Genomic DNA, 18,794 nt, shown 5'->3' with positions numbered 1-18,794 from the left:
CCTCGTTCATTTCATCGCCGGGGCCGGCGTCGGGCGGGCCCTGAATCCTCGGGTCGATGCGGGGCCAGGGCGCCGGCGACGGCGGACGATTGTTGGGCTCGCCGATTGATCGCTCGCCGGGTCCGGCCTACGAGACGGCGGAGGTCCAACGCCTCACGAACCTGGAGGTCTCCGCTGTGATGAAACCGGCCCATCGTCTCTCGCTGCTCGCCTCGTTCGTCCTGGTCGCTGCCGCTTGCGGCGGCTCGCCCGAGCCGGCCCCTGCGGTCCCCGACGTGCCCGCCCAGCCGCAGCCCGCGCCGGAGGCGACCCCGGCGCCCGCGCCCGAGCCGGCGGCCCCTGAGGCCGCGGCCACCCCGGAGGGTGGCGGCGAGGCGCCTGCGCCCGCGGCACCTGCGACCGTCGAGGTACCCATCGAGGCGCGGAGCAAGTCGAAGCTGAAGGGCTCCGCGACCTTCACCGAGGTCGAGGGCGGCGTGAAGGTCGCCGTCCAGGTCTCGGGCGCGCCCAAGGGCAAGATCGCCGTGCACGTGCACGAGACCGGCGATTGCAGCGCGCCGGACGCGAAGAGCGCGGGCGCGCACTACAACCCCGAGAACCACCAGCACGGCCTGCCGGACGCGTCGGCGCGCCACCTCGGCGATCTCGGCAACATCGAGGTCAAGGCCGACGGGACCGGTACCCACGAGATCGTCGCCAAGGGCGCGAACCTCAAGCAGGGCGCGCCGAACTCGTTCCTCGGGCGCGCCATCATCGTCCACGAGAAGCAGGACGATGGCAGCCAGCCTGCCGGGAACGCGGGTGGGCGCATCGGTTGCGGCGTCATCGGGCAGAGCAAGTGAGCGGCCGCCACGGCGCGCTCAGGATGCGTTGAGCCCACCTCGCCCGAAGCCGAGGGCCAAGGACGTCGCGAGGACTGCCGGTATGCCGTTCCCCTCTGGCGGCTTGGTGCGTTAGAGCGGTCAGCCCTCTTCCTTCTCCCGTCGCCCCTCTCCCGCCTGCCCTCTCCCGTCTGCCCTCTCCCGTCTGCCCTCTCCCGTCTGCCCTCTCCCGTCTGCCCTCTCCCGTGCTCGTCGTCCGTGCGCGTGCGCGTGCGCGATTTCCCGGAGTCAGCGCGCACGCGCACGCACGCGGGAGGTAAGACGGAAGACGGAAGACGGTTCCGGGCAGTGGCCGCTCAAACGATGTGAGTACGGCGACGTGAGCACGGGCACGCCTCTGTTCCACAAACGACGCTCACATGGCCTGCCGAGCATGGCGTCGCACGCTGACGCACACGGCGCCTGGTCTTGATCCCCTGTGTTCTCCGGCGGGCTCGGCAGAGGCAGACAGGCTCGGATCACGCGACGTCCGCACGGGGGCGACACGGCCGCGATCGAACGGCTGTTCGCGTCCTGGCTCACAGGGGCGAGCTTGTTGTGGAGCGAGGCGCACCCATGCTACGCCTCGATCCGGTGCGGACCGTGCACGGCACGGAGGGGGCATTCCAATGATGAAGGGTCAGGATGACCGAGACGAGCTGAGCACTCTGCGTCAACGCGTCGCCGAGCTGGAGCTCGCGGAGAAAGCCTGGCGCGAGCGCGACCTCGTTCATCTGTCGCTCCTCGACATGCTCCCTCAAAGCATCTACCGGAGCGATCTGGACGGGCGGTGTGTCTTCGCGAACCGCGCGCTCCTCGCGTCGGTGGGAATGTCCATGGAGCAGCTTCGCGGGAAAACGCCATTCGATATCTACCCGCGCGAGCTGGCCGAGAAGTACAAGCAAGATGACGCCCATTTGTTGAAGACCGGTCAGGCCTTCGAGACGATCGAGGAGCACAGGGTGCCTACGACCGGAGAGATGATCTACGTCAAGGTGATCAAGGCGCCGGTGCGCGACCTGCGCGGCGAGATCGTGGGGATCCAGGGTATCTTCTGGGACGTCACATCGGAGCACATCGCACGGCAGCTCTCGGACGAGAGAGCAGCACATGCGGCGGCCGTGCGAGAGCTCAGCACCCCGTTGATCCCGATCGCCGACAAGATCGTCGTCATGCCGCTCATCGGCACCATCGATAGCACCCGCGCGAACCAGGTGCTCGACACGCTCCTCGACGGCGTCGTCGCGAGGCAGGCGTCCGTCGCGATCCTGGACATCACCGGCGTTCGCGACGTCGACTCGAGCGTGGCAGATTCCCTCGTCCGCGCCGCTCGGGCGGTCGGCCTCGTCGGCGCGAAGGTCGTGCTCACGGGGATCAAGCCGTCGGTGGCGCAGACCCTCGTGGAGCTGGGCATCGATCTGGGATCGATCGTGACATCTGGCACGCTCCAGAGCGGCATTCGTTATGCGTTGCAGCAGATGCACCCCGCGTCGGCCCCGTCGCCGGGGCCTTTGCGTTGAGCTCTCTCCGGACTCCCGACGGGTGGAACTAGTCCTCTCCTCTGCGTCATCGAGGAGGAGCGCTGACCTGTATCCCTTGTTGCCGCGGGGACGACCCCGGGACCGGAAGGCTCCGGCTCGCGGGAAGCCCCGGCACCGCCGCGGCGCGCCCCGAGGGGTCGCGAGCCATGCGCCCGATCGGATCCCGGAGCGCCCCGCGCTGGAGGTCCGCCACCGGCCCGGACGGAGGTGGCAGGGGCGCCGAGGACGCCACGGGGGACGGGAGGGCCTGACCCGCAGCATCGGCGCCGCGCGCCTCGTGCGCAGGGGCGACCGCGGGCGTCGCACCGGAAGCGCGAGGGCCCGGCGGCCGCTCCCCGGGATGAGCGCCGCTCACGAGCAGCGCGGCGACGATTACCGCCGCCAGCGCCGCCACGACGAAGCTCGCCCGGGAGGGCGAGCGCAACCGCCGCTCCCACGTCGCCGAGGAGTCCCTGTCGCGCGAGCTCGCATCGACGAGCGCCATCTCGACGTCCTCGTCGACGTCGAGCCGCGTCCTGGCCGAAGCGGTGACCGCCTCGCTCGGCGCCACGGGGCCGGCCACCTGCGCGCACGACGCGGCCGGCATAGGGGCCGCCTCGCCTGGCACCGCGGCCGCCTCGCCCGGCACCGCGGCCGCCTCGCCCGGCACCGCGGCCGCCTCGCCTGCCGCCGCCTCGCCCTCCGCCGCCAGCGCCGCCTCCGCCCGCGCGCGCGGCGTGTCCGGGAGGGTGGCGACCTCGCTCTGCTCCACCGGATCGACCTCTTCCCCACGCGCCGAGGGCGGCGGCACCGGCGAAGACTGCCCCCCCGCGGGCAGCGCGAACGCCGCGCCGCCCGAAGGCGGACCGGAGCCCGTGGCCGCCGAGCTCGGGCCGCGCTCCCCCTCGCCCCCGCCATCCACGCCCGCGCGCGCGCCGGACGTCGAGTCGCGCAGGCCCCCGCGGAGGACGCGCTGGATGCGCTCGACGAGCGGCTCCGCCGCGGGCGGCGCGAACGGGCGGAGCGCCAGCGTGAGCTCCGCCAGATCGGGCCAGCGCCGGTCGCGATCCCGCTCGAGGCACCGCATGATGATCGGATCGATCTCCGGCGTGAGCCCGCGGCGGACCTGCGACGGCAGCGGCGGCACGAACTTGCCGCCGAGCACCAGCGAGACCGTCTGCACCGAGCGGGCGTGCATCGGATACCGGCCCGTGAGCAGGACATACAGCAACGACCCCACCGCCCAGATGTCCGCGCGCGCGTCGACGTCGCGCTGCCCGCGCATCTGCTCCGGAGGCATGTAGTGCGGCGTCCCGAGCATCTGACCCGTGCTCGTCCGCATCTCGGAGACGCCCAGCGACGCCGCCTCCGACACCTTGGAGATCCCGAAGTCGAGCACCTTGATGCACGGCGCGTTCTCGCGGGTATGCGTCAAGAAGAGGTTGGCCGGCTTCACGTCGCGGTGCACGAGCCCCAGCGCGTGCGCCTCCGCGAGCGCGTCGCAGGCCTGGATCACGTAGAGCGTCGCCTCCTCGACCGGCAGCGGGCCCCGCTTCTTGCGGATGACCCGGAGATCGCGGCCGTCGAGGAACTCCATCACCATGAAGGGCAGCCCGCTCGGAAGCCGCCCGACGTCGTGCACCTTGACCGCATGCTCGCTCTTCAGCCGCGCCGCGATCCGCGCCTCACGGAGGAAACGCTCGCACATCTCCGGATCGGCCGCGGTGGCCGGGAGCAGCAGCTTGATCGCCCGCAGCTCGCCGAGATCCATGTGGGTCGCGGCGATCACCGCGCCCATCGCGCCCTTGTCCAGCAGGCGATCCACGCGGTACTTGCCGGCGATCAGCGTGCCGATCTCCAGCCCTTGGATCTCTTCCAGGCCGCGCATGTCCGAAGCCTCCGACCGAGAACGCCGCGCCGCAATGCCCAGCATACCGCAGTCGATCCGCGGCGCGGCGACCGACGAGCCGATGGCCTCGAGTTCAGCGACGCCATAGTGCGACACCGCCGCCGCGGAGCACCGGGAGCGGCTCCGCCGCCGCGGAACGCCGGCATTTCACGCCCGCACCGCCGCCGATTCGCCGCGGCGCCGCCGATTCGCCGCGACGCCATTGCGGCGCTCGTCGCAATGGCCCGCTCAGCCGCCCTTCCGCGCCCCGCTCGCGCTCTTGATCGCGATCGTCCGCCGCGCGCCGCCCGACTCGACCGTGAGCTCGACCGCGGCGCCCTCCGGCAGGTTCGACAGCGAATAACGCAATGCGTCAAAGTTGGCGAGCGGCCGGCCGTTGACGGCGACCACCACGTCGCCGACGCGGACGCCCGCGGCCTGGGCGGGGCTGCGCTCGTCCACGGCCACGACGACGGCGTCGCCGCTCGTCTTCAGCTCGCCTTCGAGCAGCGGGAAGACGGGCGCCGCCGTCATGCCGAACGCGCTCGCCGTGCGCCGGTAGCTCTGCACCGCCGCGTCGAAGCTCTCCTTGCGCATGCGGTAGCGCGCCACGGCCATCACGGCGCCGTCGCGCTCCTGGAAGCGCGCGTCGACGCGCTCGGGGGTGGCGAACGCGCCGACCTGCTTCAGGTAACGGTTCGCCTCGGCCTCCGCCATGCCGGGCCGCCGCGCGCCGCCGCCGCGCGCCTCGAGGAAGGCGTACGCCTGCGACCCCGCGAGCGCGGGCACGACGTTGCTCGCGAGCCGGGAGATCGCGTCGGCGCGCGCGACCGACAGCGCCGCCTCGCGGGTCTCGCCGGCGCCCTCGCCGACCACGAAGATCGCGTCGCCCTCGGCGGCGAACGGCTGCTGCATCCAGGCAGGCACCTCGTCGGCCGGCGGCGCCGGGCGCCACCTCGCGCTCGCCGCGGGCGCCGCGCTCGGGCCGGCGACCGGGCGCGGGCGGCCCCAGCCCAGGTACGCGTAGCCCACGCTGAGGACCAGCAGCGCCGCCGCCGCCCCGACCGCCGCGAACGCCCAGCGCGACCCGGGCCCGCCGGCCGCGGCAGCGGGCCGCGCCCGCCGGCGCGCCGTCGCCGCCTCCGACGACGGTACCCCTGACGCGCCCGACGCAGGCCCCCTCGACGCTGGCGCCCCGGACGCCCCGGAAGCCGTCGCCCGCGCCGCTGACGCGGACGCCGGCGCCTTCGCCGCCTGCGCCCCCGCTGCCCCGGAAGCCGGCGCCCCCGACGCCGCCGCCGCCAGCGCCCCCGGAGCCAGCGCCCCCGCCGCCCCGGAACCCAGCGCCCCCGCCGCCGCCGCGCCCGCCGCCGCCGCCGTGCTCGCCCCCGCCACGCCCGCCCCCGCCCCCGCCGGCGCCATCCCGGCGGAGCGCCTCGTCGCGGCCGGCCCGGGCGCGCCGGAGGGCGCTCGCGCCGGCTCCAGCGCGACGCCGAGCCGCTTCAGCACCGGCAGGAGCGCCGCGAACGAGAGCGGCGCGTTGCACCGCTTGCACGGCATGTACGGCTCCCGGTCCTCGAGCGCCGCCTGGGCCGCCTCCCGCACGTCGAGCAGCGTCTGCCGGGGCGCGCTGCACCGCGCGCAGGCGCCGTCGACGAGCGCCGAGACCACCGCCGCCCCGAGCGGGGGGCTCGCCGCGGCGAGGTGCTCGAGCAGCGCGACCGGACAGCCCTCGATCTGGATCGACGTCACCTCGTCGCCCAGCGCGCGCAGCGAGAGCGTGAGCGCCTGCGCCCCCTCGGGCGTCACCCCCGCCGCCGCCGTGAGATCGAGGACGAGATCCCCCTCGATCCCGTCGAGCGCGCGCTTCCACCGGACGTGCGCGTCGAGCCTGCCGCGCACACGGATGCGCGTCCCGCGCTCGTCCACCGTCTTCTCGATCGCCTCGTGGGTCCCGGCGTCGAGCCGCGCGAGCTCGTCGAGCGCGGCCCGCACGTCCTCGGGCAGCTGGATCCCCGCGTGCGCGGCCGCGAACGCGAAGTAGCTCTCGGCGTCGTCGTCGAACACCGCCGCCCCGCCGCAGCGCGGGCAAGGGCTCGCGGGCGGATCGTGCGCCCTGACGACGTGCGCGTCCCTATCGCAGTCGAACAGCCGCTCGAACGTGGCGCCGCAGCGCTCGCACCGGTACGGGCCGTAGAACGACACGATGCGCCCGTCGCCGAAGAAGCGGCGGATCATGCTGACCTGGTTCACGATCGGCTCGGTGCAGCGGCCGACGTAGATCTCGGGCGCGTGCAGCGACACCTCGGCCAGCATCGCCATCCACTCGCGCACGCCGAACGACGTGACCCGCTGCACCCCGCCCAGGTCGAAGAGCACGCGGCCAGCGATGCCCCGCGCGACCGCGAGGCCATGGAGCTCCTCGGTCATCCGCCCCGACATCGAGACGATGAGCAGGCCGCCCAGCCGGCGCTTGGTCACCGTGAGGGCCCGGGGCCCGTGCCCGTGCGCATCCTCGGGCTCGACCCCGGCGCCGGCGTCCACGAGCGACGGGAGCCTCCTCGAGCGCGGCGGCGGCGGATCCGGGTCGTGCGCGGCCTCGAGCCGCGAGGCCGAGAAGAGCGGCGCCGACAGCTTCGTCGCGACCCCGCCGGGGCGCTCGACGCTGAGCGCGCCCTGCGGCGCCCCGCCCGCGACGTCGAGATCGCCCGCGGACGAGTCGTCGCTCTGGGTCGACTCCTGCTTCTGGACGATGTGCGACAGGAGCTCCGTCTCCGAGGCGAGCGCGCCCCGCCACGCCTCCACCCGCTGGCCGAACAGCTCCGCCATGAACGACGACAGCGCGAGCGACGAGGTGGCGAGCCGCTCCTCCCGGGCGAACGCCTCGAGGTCGATCTGGAGGTCCCGCGCCGTCGCGTACCGCCTCTCCCGGTCCCGCTCCAGGCACTTGAGCACGATCCGCTCGAGCTCCGGCGGGTAGTCGTCGCACACCTGGCTCGGCGGCATCACCGGATCCTCGACGATCGCCCGCATCAGCTCGAACTCGGTGGCGCCGCGCCGGAACAGCCGGCTGCCCGTCGACATCTCGTAGAGCAGGATGCCCACCGAGTAGATGTCGCTCCGGCGATCGAGCTTCTCGCTCGTGCACTGCTCGGGCGACATGTACGGGACCTTGCCCTTGAGCGCGCCGTCGCGCGTCTCGTTGACGCGGTTCGCCGCCTTCGCGATCCCGAAGTCGAGGATCTTCACGGCCCCGTCGTACGTGACGAACACGTTGTGCGGGGACACGTCGCGGTGGACGATGTCGAGCGGCTTGCCGTCGAAGCCGACCTTCTCGTGCGCGTAGTGGAGCCCGGCCGCGACCGAGGCGGCGATGGTGATCGCGTGCTCGACCGGCATCCGCCGGTTCGCCGACCGGAGCGACTTCTTGATCGTCCTGAGGTCCTCGCCGTGGAGGTACTCCATGGCGATCACGGGCACGCCGTCGACCTCCTCGATGTCGTACATCTGGACCAGGTTGGGGTGGTCCAGGGTGGCGGCGATGCGCGCCTCGTCGAGGAACATCCGCACGAACTCGGGGCTGTCGACGAGGTGCGGGAGGATCCGCTTGACGACGCAGATCTTCCTCACGCCCGAGATGCCCGCGACGGAGGCCACCCAGATCTCGGCCATCCCGCCCATGCCGATCTTCTTGAGCAGGCGGTACCTGCCGAGCGCGGTAGGGCGGCGCGACGCGGCGCTCAGGGGGCCCGCGGCGGGGCGCTCGGTCATGCGCTCGCCTCCGCCGTGCGGGCCGGCACCGTCACTTCGGAGGGAGCGCGGCGGGCGATCAGGGTGCTCATCGAGGGCCTTCGGCGTGGGGCTTCGCGAAGCTGACGCTGCGGCGCTCACCGCGCGACTCGATCTGGAGGGCCATCGTACCACCGGGCGGGGTCCGCGCCCACGCGTCCGCCGCGGCCTTGCCGAAGGCCTCGACCGAGTGGACCGGGCGCTCGTCGACCGAGAGGACGACGTCCCCCGCGGCGATGTCCGGCTCCGCGCCGCGCTGCGGGCGCTCCACCGCGACGACGACGAGCTCGCCGGAGGTGCGCGCGCTCGCCTCGAGCAGCGGGAAGAAGCGCGCGACGGTGAGCCCCTGGAACGTGGCCGTCTGGCGGTAGGTCGCCGCGGCCGCCTCGAAGCTCGGCCGCGTCAGCCGGTAGCGCGCGAAGGCGAGGACGCGGCCGCCCTCGCGCCGCACCACGGCGTCGACGCGCTCGGGCGTCGCGAGCGACCCGACCTGGGCGAGGAACCGCCGGGCGACGCGCTCGACGACCTCCGCGCGCTGCTCCGGCCGCGCCTCGTCGACCTCGCGCGGGTGCGCGGCGAGCAGGTGGGCCACGGGGGAGCTCGCGAGCTCGGCGGCGAGGCCGGACGCGAGGCGCTCGATCGCGCTGCTGCGCGCCTCCGCGAGCGCGTCCGCGTCGCTGGCCGCGGGGCCGCCGCGGCCGACGACGAAGACGCTGTCGCCCTCGAGGACGAACGGCCGCTCCACCCACGCGGGCGGGAGATCGTCGATGGCAGACCAGCCCGCCCGCGCCCGGGCGCTGGCCGAGGGCGCCGGCGCGCGCGCGTCCATCGCGGGCGCCGCCGAGGCCGCGGGATCTACCGAGGCCGCGGGATCTACCGAGGCCGCGGGCGCTGTCGAAGCCGCGGGCGCCCGGGCGGGGGCCGGCGGCGCCCCGGCGAGGCGCGCGCCGCCGCGCCAGACCGCGAAGCCGGCGGCCACGATCGCCACCCCGGCGAGCAGCGCGACGAACGCCGCGCTGGCGCCCGCGCCGGGCTGCGCCGCCGCGGGGGCGGCCGGCCGCGGCGGCGAGGCGCTCGCCTCCGGCGGGGCGCCCGGCGGCGGCGAGGCGCTCGCCTCCGGCGGGGCCGAGGGCGGGCGCGTCGCGCGGGCGCCGAGCAGCGAGAGCAGCGCGCGGGCGCCGTCGTCGAAGGCGAGCGGCGTGTTGCAGCGCTTGCAGGCGACGCGCGGATCGTGGCCGCCGCGGAGCAGGACATCGTGCTTGTCGACCTCGACGAGCGCGGCGCGGACCGCGCCGCAGGACGCGCAGCGGCCCTCGACGACCGCGGAGGCGAGCCGCGCGAGCTCGGGCCACGAGGGGCTCGCCATGCGCTCGGCGAGCAGCCGGGGACAGCCCTCGATGCGGACCGCCTCGACGGCGCCGTCGAGCTTGCGGAGCGCCGACTCGAAGCGCGCCGCGCCGTCGGCGGTGACCCCGGGGGCGCTGCTCAGGTCGAAGACGACCTGCCCCTCGAGGCCGTCGATGATGCGGCTCCAGCGGAGCGAGGCGGTCAGCTTGCTCCCCACCTTGACCCGCGTGACGCGCCCCTCGACGGACTTCTCCACCGCGTCGCCGGCGGCCGGCTCGTCGCCCTTCTCGAGCTCGAGGAGGATCTCCCGCACCTCCGGCGGGACGGCGCCGGCGCCGTGCTGGGCGACGAACCCGAAGTAGGTCGCCGCGTCGTCGTCGAAGGCGCCGGCGCCGCGGCAGCGCGGGCACACCGCCTCGGGGGGCTTGCCTTCGGCGAGCGAGGCCGCGTCGTGGGCGCAGTCGACGAGCCGCTCGAACTGGGCGCCGCACGACTCGCAGCAGTAGGGCGCGTAGAACGAGACGACCTGCCCGCTCCCGGCGAACCTGCGGATCATGCTGAGCTGGTTGACGACCGGCTCGGAGCAGCGCGCGAGGTAGAGGGCGCGGAGGCGGGGCTGCGCCGCCTGGATCATCTGGAGCCACTCGCGCACGCCGAACGACGTGATCCGCTCGACGCCGGCGAGGTCGAGCAGGACCTTGCCGTCGAGCTCCCGGGCGAGCGCCGCGCCCTTGAACGACTCGGTCATGCGCCCGGCGAGCCGGACGACGAGGACGTCGCCGATCCTCTGCCGGTCGAACGCGAGGCTGTCGAGGCGGCCGGCGGCGCCGGCGGGCGGCACGATCCGCGCCGGCGCGGCGCGCGGCGACCAGGAGGTGAGCGACGGCCGGTCCACCGTGGTGGGCAGGCGCCCCGACGAGACCGGCCCCGATCGCGGCCCGGCGAGCAGCGGCCCCGAACGCGGCCCCGCGAGCAGCGGCCCCGACGGCGGCCCCGGGATGCGCGGGCGCGCCGTCCGCTGGCCGTTCGGCGGCACGCGGACGGTCGGCCGCGCCTCGTCGCCGGTCGACCGCGCCTCGTCGACGAGCGGCCGCGCCTCCTCGACGAGCGGCCGCGCCGGCCGGCCGGGCGGCCGCGCCTCCTCGCCGTCGTCGCGCGCCGCGCGCAGCGTCCCCGGCGCGGCGCCGTGGCTCCGCGGCACCGGGGCGAGGGCCTCGGAGAGGACGGTGAGGGTCATGGTCTGGTTGTGCAGGTCGCAGTGGCCGGCGGCGTAGGGCGAGATCTCCCCGTACGAGTAGAACCCCGTCACCTGCGTGCCCCGCGGCAGCACGTCCAGCACCGCCTCGACCTCCTCCTCGGTCCGGTCGCCAAGCACGATCCGCCGACCCACGCAGCTGATCGCGATCGCCAGCGCCCCCTCGCCCGCCGCCGCCGCCTCGCTCGCCGCCCGCGCCGCATCCTCCGCGCCCCCGATCAGCCGCTCGAAGTCCGCCTTCATCAGCTGCACGAGGTGGCCCTCCGGCACGTCCCCCGCGAACGTCATCGACTGCTGCTCGTGGTCCACCGCAAGCACCGTGCGGACCAGGAACTTCTCGTCCCGCGCCGTCGCACGCAGCGCCAGCGGGAACAGCAGCGCCGACGCAGGCAGCTCCGCCGCCTTGTCCCCGAGGTACTCCTTGTACAGCGACAGCGCCGGCTTGCCGTCGACCTCGTACAGCACGTTCCCCGCCGAGCGCGTCACCACCCGCTCCGGCCCGAACTTGTCCCATCCCCCCTTGGACCCGTGCTGGATCACCACGTGCTCGCCGTACAGCCCCACCGCCGCCACCAGCCCGCTGCGCACCGTGTCCCCGACGCACACCCACGTCCGCTGGAACCGCGTCCCGTCCCCCGACAGCCCCCCGGTCACCACCACCGACTCGGGCAGCACCGCGTTCAGCCCCGCCACGAGCTGGCTGCCGTTCACCCCGAGCCCCTCCGACAGCACGAGCACCCCGCGCAGCCCCGGCCGGTCCAGCTTGCGCGCGAGCGCCTGCCCCGCCGCGAACGACCCCGACGCGCTCGCCACCTCCACCTGCGCCGCCGACAGCGTCGTGCGCTCGAACCGCGCCACCGCCACCGACAGCGTCCCGTCCCGCACCGCCGTGCCCGCGATCTCCCCCGCGCTCGAGCACCCCACCATGTGCGACCGCGGGTACGCACGCCGCAGCTCACGGATCGCCCCCGGGTCGTCGAGGAACTCGGGCGCGCCGAACACGAGCACCAGCGTCCGGTCGCTGTCGAGCGCGGGCAGCGCCCGCACCGACCACTTGCCCGTCGCGCGCGAGAACGAGAACGTCGCGAGCCGCATCCCGAGCGCCGCGCTCGACGCCGTGGACGGCGCGTCGAAATGGGTGTCGGAGGCGATCTCGAGCTCCTCGAACTCCGCCATCCCGCCCGCGGGCTGCGCCACGACGCGGGCCGCCACGGCCGGCGTCCCCTTCGCGGCGCGCGGCCTCCGCTCCCGCGGGCCCTCGCTCCGGACGAGCAGCGGGGTGAGGGCCTCGGAGAGGACGGTGAGGGTCATGGTCTGGTTGTGCAGGTCGCAGTGGCCGGCGGCGTAGGGCGAGATCTCCCCGTACGAGTAGAACCCCGTCACCTGCGTGCCCCGCGGCAGCACGTCCAGCACCGCCTCGACCTCCTCCTCCGTCCGGTCGCCAAGCACGATCCGCCGCCCCACGCAGCTGATCGCGATCGCGAGCGCCCCCTCGCCCGCCGCCGCCGCCTCGCTCGCCGCACGCGCCGCCTGCTCCGCGCCCCCGATCAGCCGCTCGAAGTCCGCCTTCATCAGCTGCACGAGGTGGCCCTCCGGCACGTCCCCCGCGAACGTCATCGACTGCTGTTCGTGGTCCACCGCAAGCACCGTGCGGACCAGGAACTTCTCGTCCCGCGCCGTCGCACGCAGCGCCAGCGGGAACAGCAGCGCCGACGCAGGCAGCTCCGCCGCCTTGTCCCCGAGGTACTCCTTGTACAGCGACAGCGCCGGCTTGCCGTCGACCTCGTACAGCACGTTCCCCGCCGAGCGCGTCACCACCCGCTCCGGCCCGAACTTGTCCCATCCCCCCTTGGACCCGTGCTGGATCACCACGTGCTCGCCGTACAGCCCCACCGCCGCCACCAGCCCGCTGCGCACCGTGTCCCCGACGCACACCCACGTCCGCTGGAACCGCGTCCCGTCCCCCGACAGCCCCCCGGTCACCACCACCGACTCGGGCAGCACCGCGTTCAGCCCCGCCACGAGCTGGCTGCCGTTCACCCCGAGCCCCTCCGACAGCACGAGCACCCCGCGCAGCCCCGGCCGGTCCAGCTCGCGCGCGAGCGCCTGCCCCGCCGCGAACGACCCCGACGCGCTCGCCACCTCCACCTGCGCCGCCGACAGCGTCGTGCGCTCGAACCGCGCCACCGCCACCGACAGCGTCCCGTCCCGCACCGCCGTGCCCGCGATCTCACCCGCGCTCGAGCACCCCACCATGTGCGACCGCGGGTACGCACGCCGCAGCTCACGGATCGCCCCCGGGTCGTCGAGGAACTCGGGCGCGCCGAACACGAGCACCAGCGTCCGGTCGCTGTCGAGCACGGGCAGCACCCGCACCGACCACTTCTGGGTGTCCCGATCGTAGTGGAACGTCTCGAGGATCATGGGGCTCGTCGCCCCCAGGCTACAGCACGCGGGCCACGACGAGCGTCATGTCGTCGTCGAGGGATCGCTCACCGCGGAACCTCGAGACCGCCGCGACGATCGCGTCCCGCGCCTCCTCGGGCGCGTACGTGGCGACGCTCTGGAACAGCGCGCGCAGCCGCTTCTCGGTGAACTGCTCGCTCGACGCGTTCTCGCACTCGGTCACGCCGTCGGTGAACCAGAGGAGGGCGTCGCCGCCCTCCAGGTGCACGGTGCTCGACGCGTACTCGGCCGAGCTCGCTGCCCCGAGCGGCGAGCCCTGCGCGGCGAGCTGGCGGACGGTGTTGTTCCTCACGAGGTACGGGAACGGGTGGCCGGCGTTCGCGAGGGTCAGCGTGCGCGCCTCCGGATCGAAGATGCACGCCGCGCAGGTCATCAGGTACTTCTGCTTCCCCGCCTCGAAGATCGAGCAGTTCATGAGCCGGAGCAGCTGCGCGGCGCTGAGCTCCTCCCGCCCGAACGTGCGCGCGACGTCGCACGCGGCCTTCGCCGCCCCGGTGATGATCGCCGAGGAGATGCCGTGCCCGGTCACGTCGCCGATGACCGTGAGCAGCTTGCCGTCCGGCAGGTCGTGGAAGGTCCACCAGTCCCCGCCGCACTCCGCCGCGGGCTGGAAGTGGCTGGCGAGCCGCAGCGAGCGCCGCTCGATCACGTCGTCGCTCGGCACGAGCATCTGCTGGACGGCGCGCGCGACCTCGAGCTGCTTCTTCAGCGACGCCCGCTCGGCGGTGTCGTGGAGCAGCTGCACCAGCCGGTCGCCGAGCGCGACGAGCTGGACGCGGACCTCGTGGATCGCCTCGTCCGCGTCGCTCGCCGGGGGCGCGCCCGGGGCCTCGCCGCCCGGCGCCGCGCCGCTCAGGGAGAGGAGATCGCTCAGCTTGGCCGCGAAGCGCCGCTTCGCCATCGAGATGGTCGAGTCGACGTCGAGCGGCCGCGCCGGCTCCACCTGCGAGCTCGCGGCGTCGTGGAAGATGGTCAGCGCGTCGCCGATCGCGACGACGACGCTGCGGAGGCGGTCCCGCTCCGCCTGCAGCTTGCGGTGGAGCGCGCCCATCTCGTTCGTGGAGAGGTCGAGCGACCGGGTGAGCAGGCTCCGGTCGTCGGCGACGTGGCGGTAGTGCTCGCTGATGCGCGCGACGACCTTCTGCCAGGTCTCCCGGTCGGGCGGCTCGCTCAGGTCCTCCAGGCCGAGGCGCCGGAGCTGCCGCGCGAGGAGCGGATCGATCTCAGCCATGGCGTCCGCCTCGGCGGGGCTCTTTGGGGCGCGCGGCGGGCCGGCGCGCTACCACTCGGCCGGCTCCAGCGTCTCCGCCGCCGGGGTGGTGGAGCGCTCGAAGAAGTGGACGGACGCCGGCAGGGAGCGGAACTCGCGCGGGTTCACGTCGAGGTCCCAGAACGACGTGACCAGGGTCGACGAGGTGGGCGAGACGTCGATGACCAGCACCGCGCCGGCCGCGTAGATCTTGAGCATGCCGAGGCCGGCGCCGCCGCGCGAGGTGTCGAGCACGGCGGCGCGCGCCGCGTCCGCGCCGCGGGCGCTCAGGCCGCGCGTAATGCCCTCGAAGACGTGGTGGCGCCGGAGGCCGCCGAACGGATCGTGGGCCTGGAGCGCGAGGTGGGCGCCGTCGGTGCCGAGCCGCAGCGTGGGGATCTCGTTCTCCTCGAGCACGATGTCGGACCGCCGGTCGTGCGTGTAGCGCGGGCGGCCGCGGCCATCGACGGGCGCGTCGTACATCGCGTTCATGAGCAGCTCGTGGGCGAGCGCGGCGAGCCGCTCGGCGACGCGCGCGGGGGCGCCGGCGCGCTCGGCCCAGTGCGCCACCTCGCCGACGGTGCGGTCCCGGTCCTCGCTGGTGCGGGGGCGCCATTTCACGATGGTGGCGCCCCAGGAGAGCAGGTCGGCGAGGCGGGGCGGGAGCGCGAGCGGCTTGAGGATGCGGCGGACGGCGAGCGAGATCTCCCACGGCCGGGGCATCGACGCGAAGCTCGGCCAGCCGACGATGCTGGAGAGCCGCGGCTCCTTGAGGGCGGCGCGGAGGACCGCGTCGGTGCTGCCGGAGGTCCACACGACGAGGTGCATGCTCGGGTAGCGCTCGGCCGCCCACTCGAGCGCGAGGTCGAGGTCGGCGGCGTCGCAGCCGAGCAGCAGGGGCCGCTCGGACAGCCGCGCGCGCAGCTCGTCCGGATCGCCGGCGACGGGCACGTCCTGCATGCCGGCCGCGGCCGACATGACGCGCGCGATCCGCTGGCCGACGACCCGGTTCCGCTCGAGCACGGCGATGGTCGCTTTCGGGGCTGAATCGCTCAAGGGGGGCACCGCGGGGTGGCCCTGGCAGCGGGGGCTGCCAGGGGAGGAGCACGGGGATTACACCACGGATCCCGGGCGCGGAGAGAGACGGGTCAGGGGCGCCATCGGCCGAGCGGCGCCTCGCCGCAGCCCCCGCCGGCGATCGCCGGGCGGCGGCGCACCGACGTAAGCCACCTTTCTTTCAGACCACGAGGCCGTCGAGGTCGACGGAGCCGTCGAGGTCGACCCGAACACGGGCCCTTGTGTGCGAGGCGCAAGGCGCGCCATCGCCCGCGGCGTCGTCGCGAGGAGCGGATCTCCGCAACTCCGCGGTCGCCATGGACAGGAATCAGCCGCCATGAACAGGAATGAGCGCCCACGGGCGCGACCGGATCTCGGTCGCTCGACGCCTGTCGCCGCCAGCGATCTGCGCGTGAGCCGCTCGCCCGATGAGACGATCATGCAATCTCTTACTTGCCCAGCAACGCAGGCACACATCACGTTTGGATTCACCGCATGACGCGAGGAGTTCGAAAGGGCTTGCCATGATGACACATCTCACCACGCTGTTCGTGCTCGTCGGAGCGGCGATTCCGCTCGGCGTGGCCGCGCTCTCTTGCAGCTCGGCCGACCGGAGCGAAGGAACGGAGCACATCGCCTCCGCCGAGGACGCTCTGCCCCGCGGCGCGCGGTTCGGCGACTTCGACGCCCTCACGGAGCGAAACACGGACCAGCTGCTCCGGCAGGGCCGGGATATCTTTCGATTCGACACCTTCGGCGACGAGCAGTTCTGGGGCGGCAAGCTCCGGTTGCACGAGAGCATCGCCAACGTGACGCCGGCGCAGGCGCTGGCGCTCGGGCTCAAGGTCGACGCGGACGCGCTCCCGCCGGCGCTGCGGGGCCAGATCGAGCGCGGCCAGGTGGACCTCCGCGACCCCGCCGTCACGCGGACCCTCTTGCGGCTCAACGCGATCCTCGGAGTGACGGGCTTCTTCGACCGCCGCGGCGAGCTCGCCTCGATCGGCCTCCAGTGCGCCTTCTGCCACTCCACGGTCAACGACTCCGTGGCGCCGGGCATCGGCGCGCGCCTCGACGGCTGGGCCAACCGCGATCTGAACGTCGGCGCCATCATCGCTTCGGCCCCGACGTTGCAGCCCATCGTCGACCTGCTGCCGAGGGTGCCCGCGGGCATCACCGAGGAGGGCGTGAGGCGGGTCCTCCTCAGCTGGGGGCCGGGCAAGTACGACGCCGAGCTGCTCCTCGATGGCAAGGCGTTCCGGCCTGACGGGAAGTCCGGGGCGACCCTGCTCCCCAACGCCTTCGACATGGGTGGAATCAACGAGCACACCTGGACCGGCAACTGGGGCTCGGTCCCCTACTGGAACGCGTACGTCGCCGTGACCCAGATGCATGGAAGGGGGAATTTCTTCGATCCACGGCTCAGCGACCCCGAGAAGTACCCGAACGCGGCGGCCACCGGGATCTGGAACGTGATCGTCAGACCCGAGGACGATCTCGTCACGCCGAAGCTCCCCGCGCTGCACTTCTACCAGCTCGCGCTCCCGGCGCCGAGGCCGGTGCCCGGCGTCGATTTCCACGAGGAGGCCGCCGAGCGCGGCAAGAGGCTGTTCGTCGGCAAGGCGAAGTGCACGGGCTGCCACAACAAGCCGCTCTGGACCGACGCCGGCTGGAACCTGCACACGCCCGAAGAGATGAGGATCGACCGTTTCCAGGCGGACCGAGCGCCCGGCAACTCGTACAAGACGATGAACCTGGCGGCGCTCTTCGTCCGGGAGCGAGGGCTGTTCATGAAGCGGGAGAACAAGGGCCGCTTCTACCACGATGGCCGCTTCGCGACGCTGCTGGACGTCGTGCGCAGCTACGACGATCGATTCGCGCTCGGGCTCGATCCCAACGAGAAGCGCGATCTCGTGGAATACCTGAAGTCGCTCTGATCGGTCCGGCGAGGGAGCGCTACTTGCACGCCCCGGTCTCGATGGAGTGCGGGCGCACCGAGGTGTTCTGGATGCTGTTCGGGTCGGTCACTGCGACCTCGCGGCCCCAGCCGGTGAGCCCCGCGAAGGTCCCGTCGGTCGTCATGTCGAACGGCCCGTCTTCCTTGCAGTCGTTGTTCTTCACGGCGCCCCACGACCAGGCGAGCCACCCCACCTCGAGCTCGACGCTCTTGGCGAGGAGCGTCTTGTAATCGAACGGGTGCTGGCCGCACTCGTACACGGCGTGCTGCGCGAACTCCCCGACCATCAGAGGCAGGTCCAGCGCCACGGACTCGTTCAGCTCCTTCGTGATCGTGGCCCCGCTCCCGTCCGTCCACCACATGTGCACGCTGAGCATGATGTTCGGATCGTGCGCGACGAGGGCTGGGCCGACGGCCTGGAGCTGGTCGATGTTCTGCCCCCACTTGGAGGCGTCGATGATGAGCGGCACGGTGATGCCGGCCTCGCGCATCCTCGTGATGGCCTGCTTGTAGCCCGCCTCCCACGCCGCGTTGTCCACCTGGTCCCCGACCTCGTTGCCGATGTTGACGAGCAGGTCCTGCTCGTGCTTCTTGATCACGGCGACGGTCTCCGGTTCGGTCCAGTAGTCGACGAGGCTCGGCAGGAGATCCCATTTGCCCGTGGCGTCGTGCAGCTCGACGATCGGGATGAGCTTCTGCGCGAGCGCGTTCGTGATGGCCGTATCGAGGCCCGCCGCGGTGTTTTCGGTATTCCACACGATCCGCACCGTGTTGGCGCCCGTCTTCGCGATCTCCGCGAGCTCCGGCAGTCCGTCGGGGCCCGACGGCAGCCACACGACCATCTCGTTGACGCCCCGGAGCAGCACTTTCTCGCCGCAGCGGTCGTAGAGGAAGCGACCGCGCACCGAGAACCCGGTCGACGGCTCGCCCCCTCCCCCGCCCCCGGCGCCCGTGCCCGACGTGGCGCCGCTGCTCGTCGAGGCGCCGTCGCTCGTCGACGCGCCGTCGCTCGTCGACGCGCCGCTGCTCGTTGACGCGCCGCCGCCGCCGCCGCCGGACGTGGCGGCCCCGCCGCCCGAGCCCGTCGCGCCCCCGCCCGAGCCCGTCGCGTCCTGCCCGGAGCCCTGCGGGTCGCCCGAGCCGTCTCCGCACCCCACGGAGAGGCCGAGCGCCACGAGGGCGGCTCCGGCCCAACCAGCCATCGACCGATGATTCACGTAGATCATGTCATTCCTTCCTCTACCCCGGCGCCCTCCTTGTCCTTGGAAGAGCAGCCCGCGGCGGCGCCGGCGGACAGCATCAGCGCCGACAGGAAGAAGATGCGACGCGGCATCAGTCCAGTCTTCATGACAAGCCTCTCCGCGCGGGTGACCCCGGGTTCCCCGCGACGATTCGTTTTCCGTGACAGCG

General features: G+C 73.5%; 10 protein-coding genes. 3 read left to right on the top strand and 7 right to left on the bottom strand.

Annotated features, from left to right (window positions below):
• Positions 1-179 precede the first annotated feature (179 nt).
• Positions 180-842 (top strand): superoxide dismutase family protein, encoded by a 663-nt coding sequence (locus tag WMF26_RS47535; protein WP_437334590.1) that lies wholly within the window; start codon positions 180-182, stop codon positions 840-842.
• A gap of 767 nt (positions 843-1,609) precedes the next feature.
• On the top strand, positions 1,610-2,380 hold the full coding sequence (locus WMF26_RS47530; RefSeq protein ID WP_437952691.1) for a PAS domain-containing protein: 771 nt from the start codon (positions 1,610-1,612) through the stop codon (positions 2,378-2,380).
• A gap of 46 nt (positions 2,381-2,426) precedes the next feature.
• On the opposite strand, the gene WMF26_RS47525 is transcribed toward WMF26_RS47530, so the two are convergent.
• The 5 genes from WMF26_RS47525 to WMF26_RS47505 all read right to left on the bottom strand — a co-directional run bounded on the left by WMF26_RS47525 (position 2,427) and on the right by WMF26_RS47505 (position 15,430).
• The gene (locus WMF26_RS47525) at positions 2,427-4,268 is read right to left on the bottom strand and encodes a protein kinase domain-containing protein (protein ID WP_437998100.1); all 1,842 of its coding nucleotides are present in this window, start codon (positions 4,266-4,268) and stop codon (positions 2,427-2,429) included.
• 249 nt (positions 4,269-4,517) lie between these two features.
• Positions 4,518-8,039, bottom strand: coding sequence for a protein kinase domain-containing protein (locus WMF26_RS47520; RefSeq protein WP_437998099.1), 3,522 nt, complete (start codon positions 8,037-8,039; stop codon positions 4,518-4,520).
• A 67-nt stretch (positions 8,040-8,106) separates the two neighbouring features.
• The gene (locus WMF26_RS47515) at positions 8,107-13,083 is read right to left on the bottom strand and encodes an FIST N-terminal domain-containing protein (protein WP_437998098.1); all 4,977 of its coding nucleotides are present in this window, start codon (positions 13,081-13,083) and stop codon (positions 8,107-8,109) included.
• Positions 13,084-13,102: 19 nt separating this feature from the next.
• Complete coding sequence (locus WMF26_RS47510) at positions 13,103-14,356, bottom strand: PP2C family protein-serine/threonine phosphatase (RefSeq protein WP_061628019.1); 1,254 nt, start codon at positions 14,354-14,356, stop codon at positions 13,103-13,105.
• A gap of 48 nt (positions 14,357-14,404) precedes the next feature.
• Positions 14,405-15,430 (bottom strand): hypothetical protein, encoded by a 1,026-nt coding sequence (locus WMF26_RS47505; RefSeq protein ID WP_437998097.1) that lies wholly within the window; start codon positions 15,428-15,430, stop codon positions 14,405-14,407.
• Positions 15,431-15,954: 524 nt separating this feature from the next.
• On the opposite strand from WMF26_RS47505, the gene WMF26_RS47500 reads away from it, so the two are divergent.
• On the top strand, positions 15,955-17,364 hold the full coding sequence (locus WMF26_RS47500; RefSeq protein WP_437998096.1) for a hypothetical protein: 1,410 nt from the start codon (positions 15,955-15,957) through the stop codon (positions 17,362-17,364).
• 19 nt (positions 17,365-17,383) lie between these two features.
• On the opposite strand, the gene WMF26_RS47495 is transcribed toward WMF26_RS47500, so the two are convergent.
• Both WMF26_RS47495 and WMF26_RS47490 read right to left on the bottom strand, forming a co-directional pair.
• Complete coding sequence (locus tag WMF26_RS47495; protein ID WP_437998095.1) at positions 17,384-18,610, bottom strand: cellulase family glycosylhydrolase; 1,227 nt, start codon at positions 18,608-18,610, stop codon at positions 17,384-17,386.
• A complete protein-coding gene (locus WMF26_RS47490; protein WP_437998094.1) occupies positions 18,607-18,732 on the bottom strand; it encodes a hypothetical protein in 126 nt (41 codons plus the stop codon). The genes WMF26_RS47495 and WMF26_RS47490 overlap by 4 nt, the downstream gene beginning before the upstream one ends.
• Between the last annotated feature and the right edge of the window lie 62 nt (positions 18,733-18,794).

It is taken from the genome of Sorangium sp. So ce185, assembly GCF_051526825.1.
Classification (GTDB): domain Bacteria; phylum Myxococcota_A; class Polyangia; order Polyangiales; family Polyangiaceae; genus Sorangium; species Sorangium cellulosum_D.
Note: the sequence above shows the minus strand (reverse complement) of the source record. Positions and strands in the feature narration are given on the sequence as shown.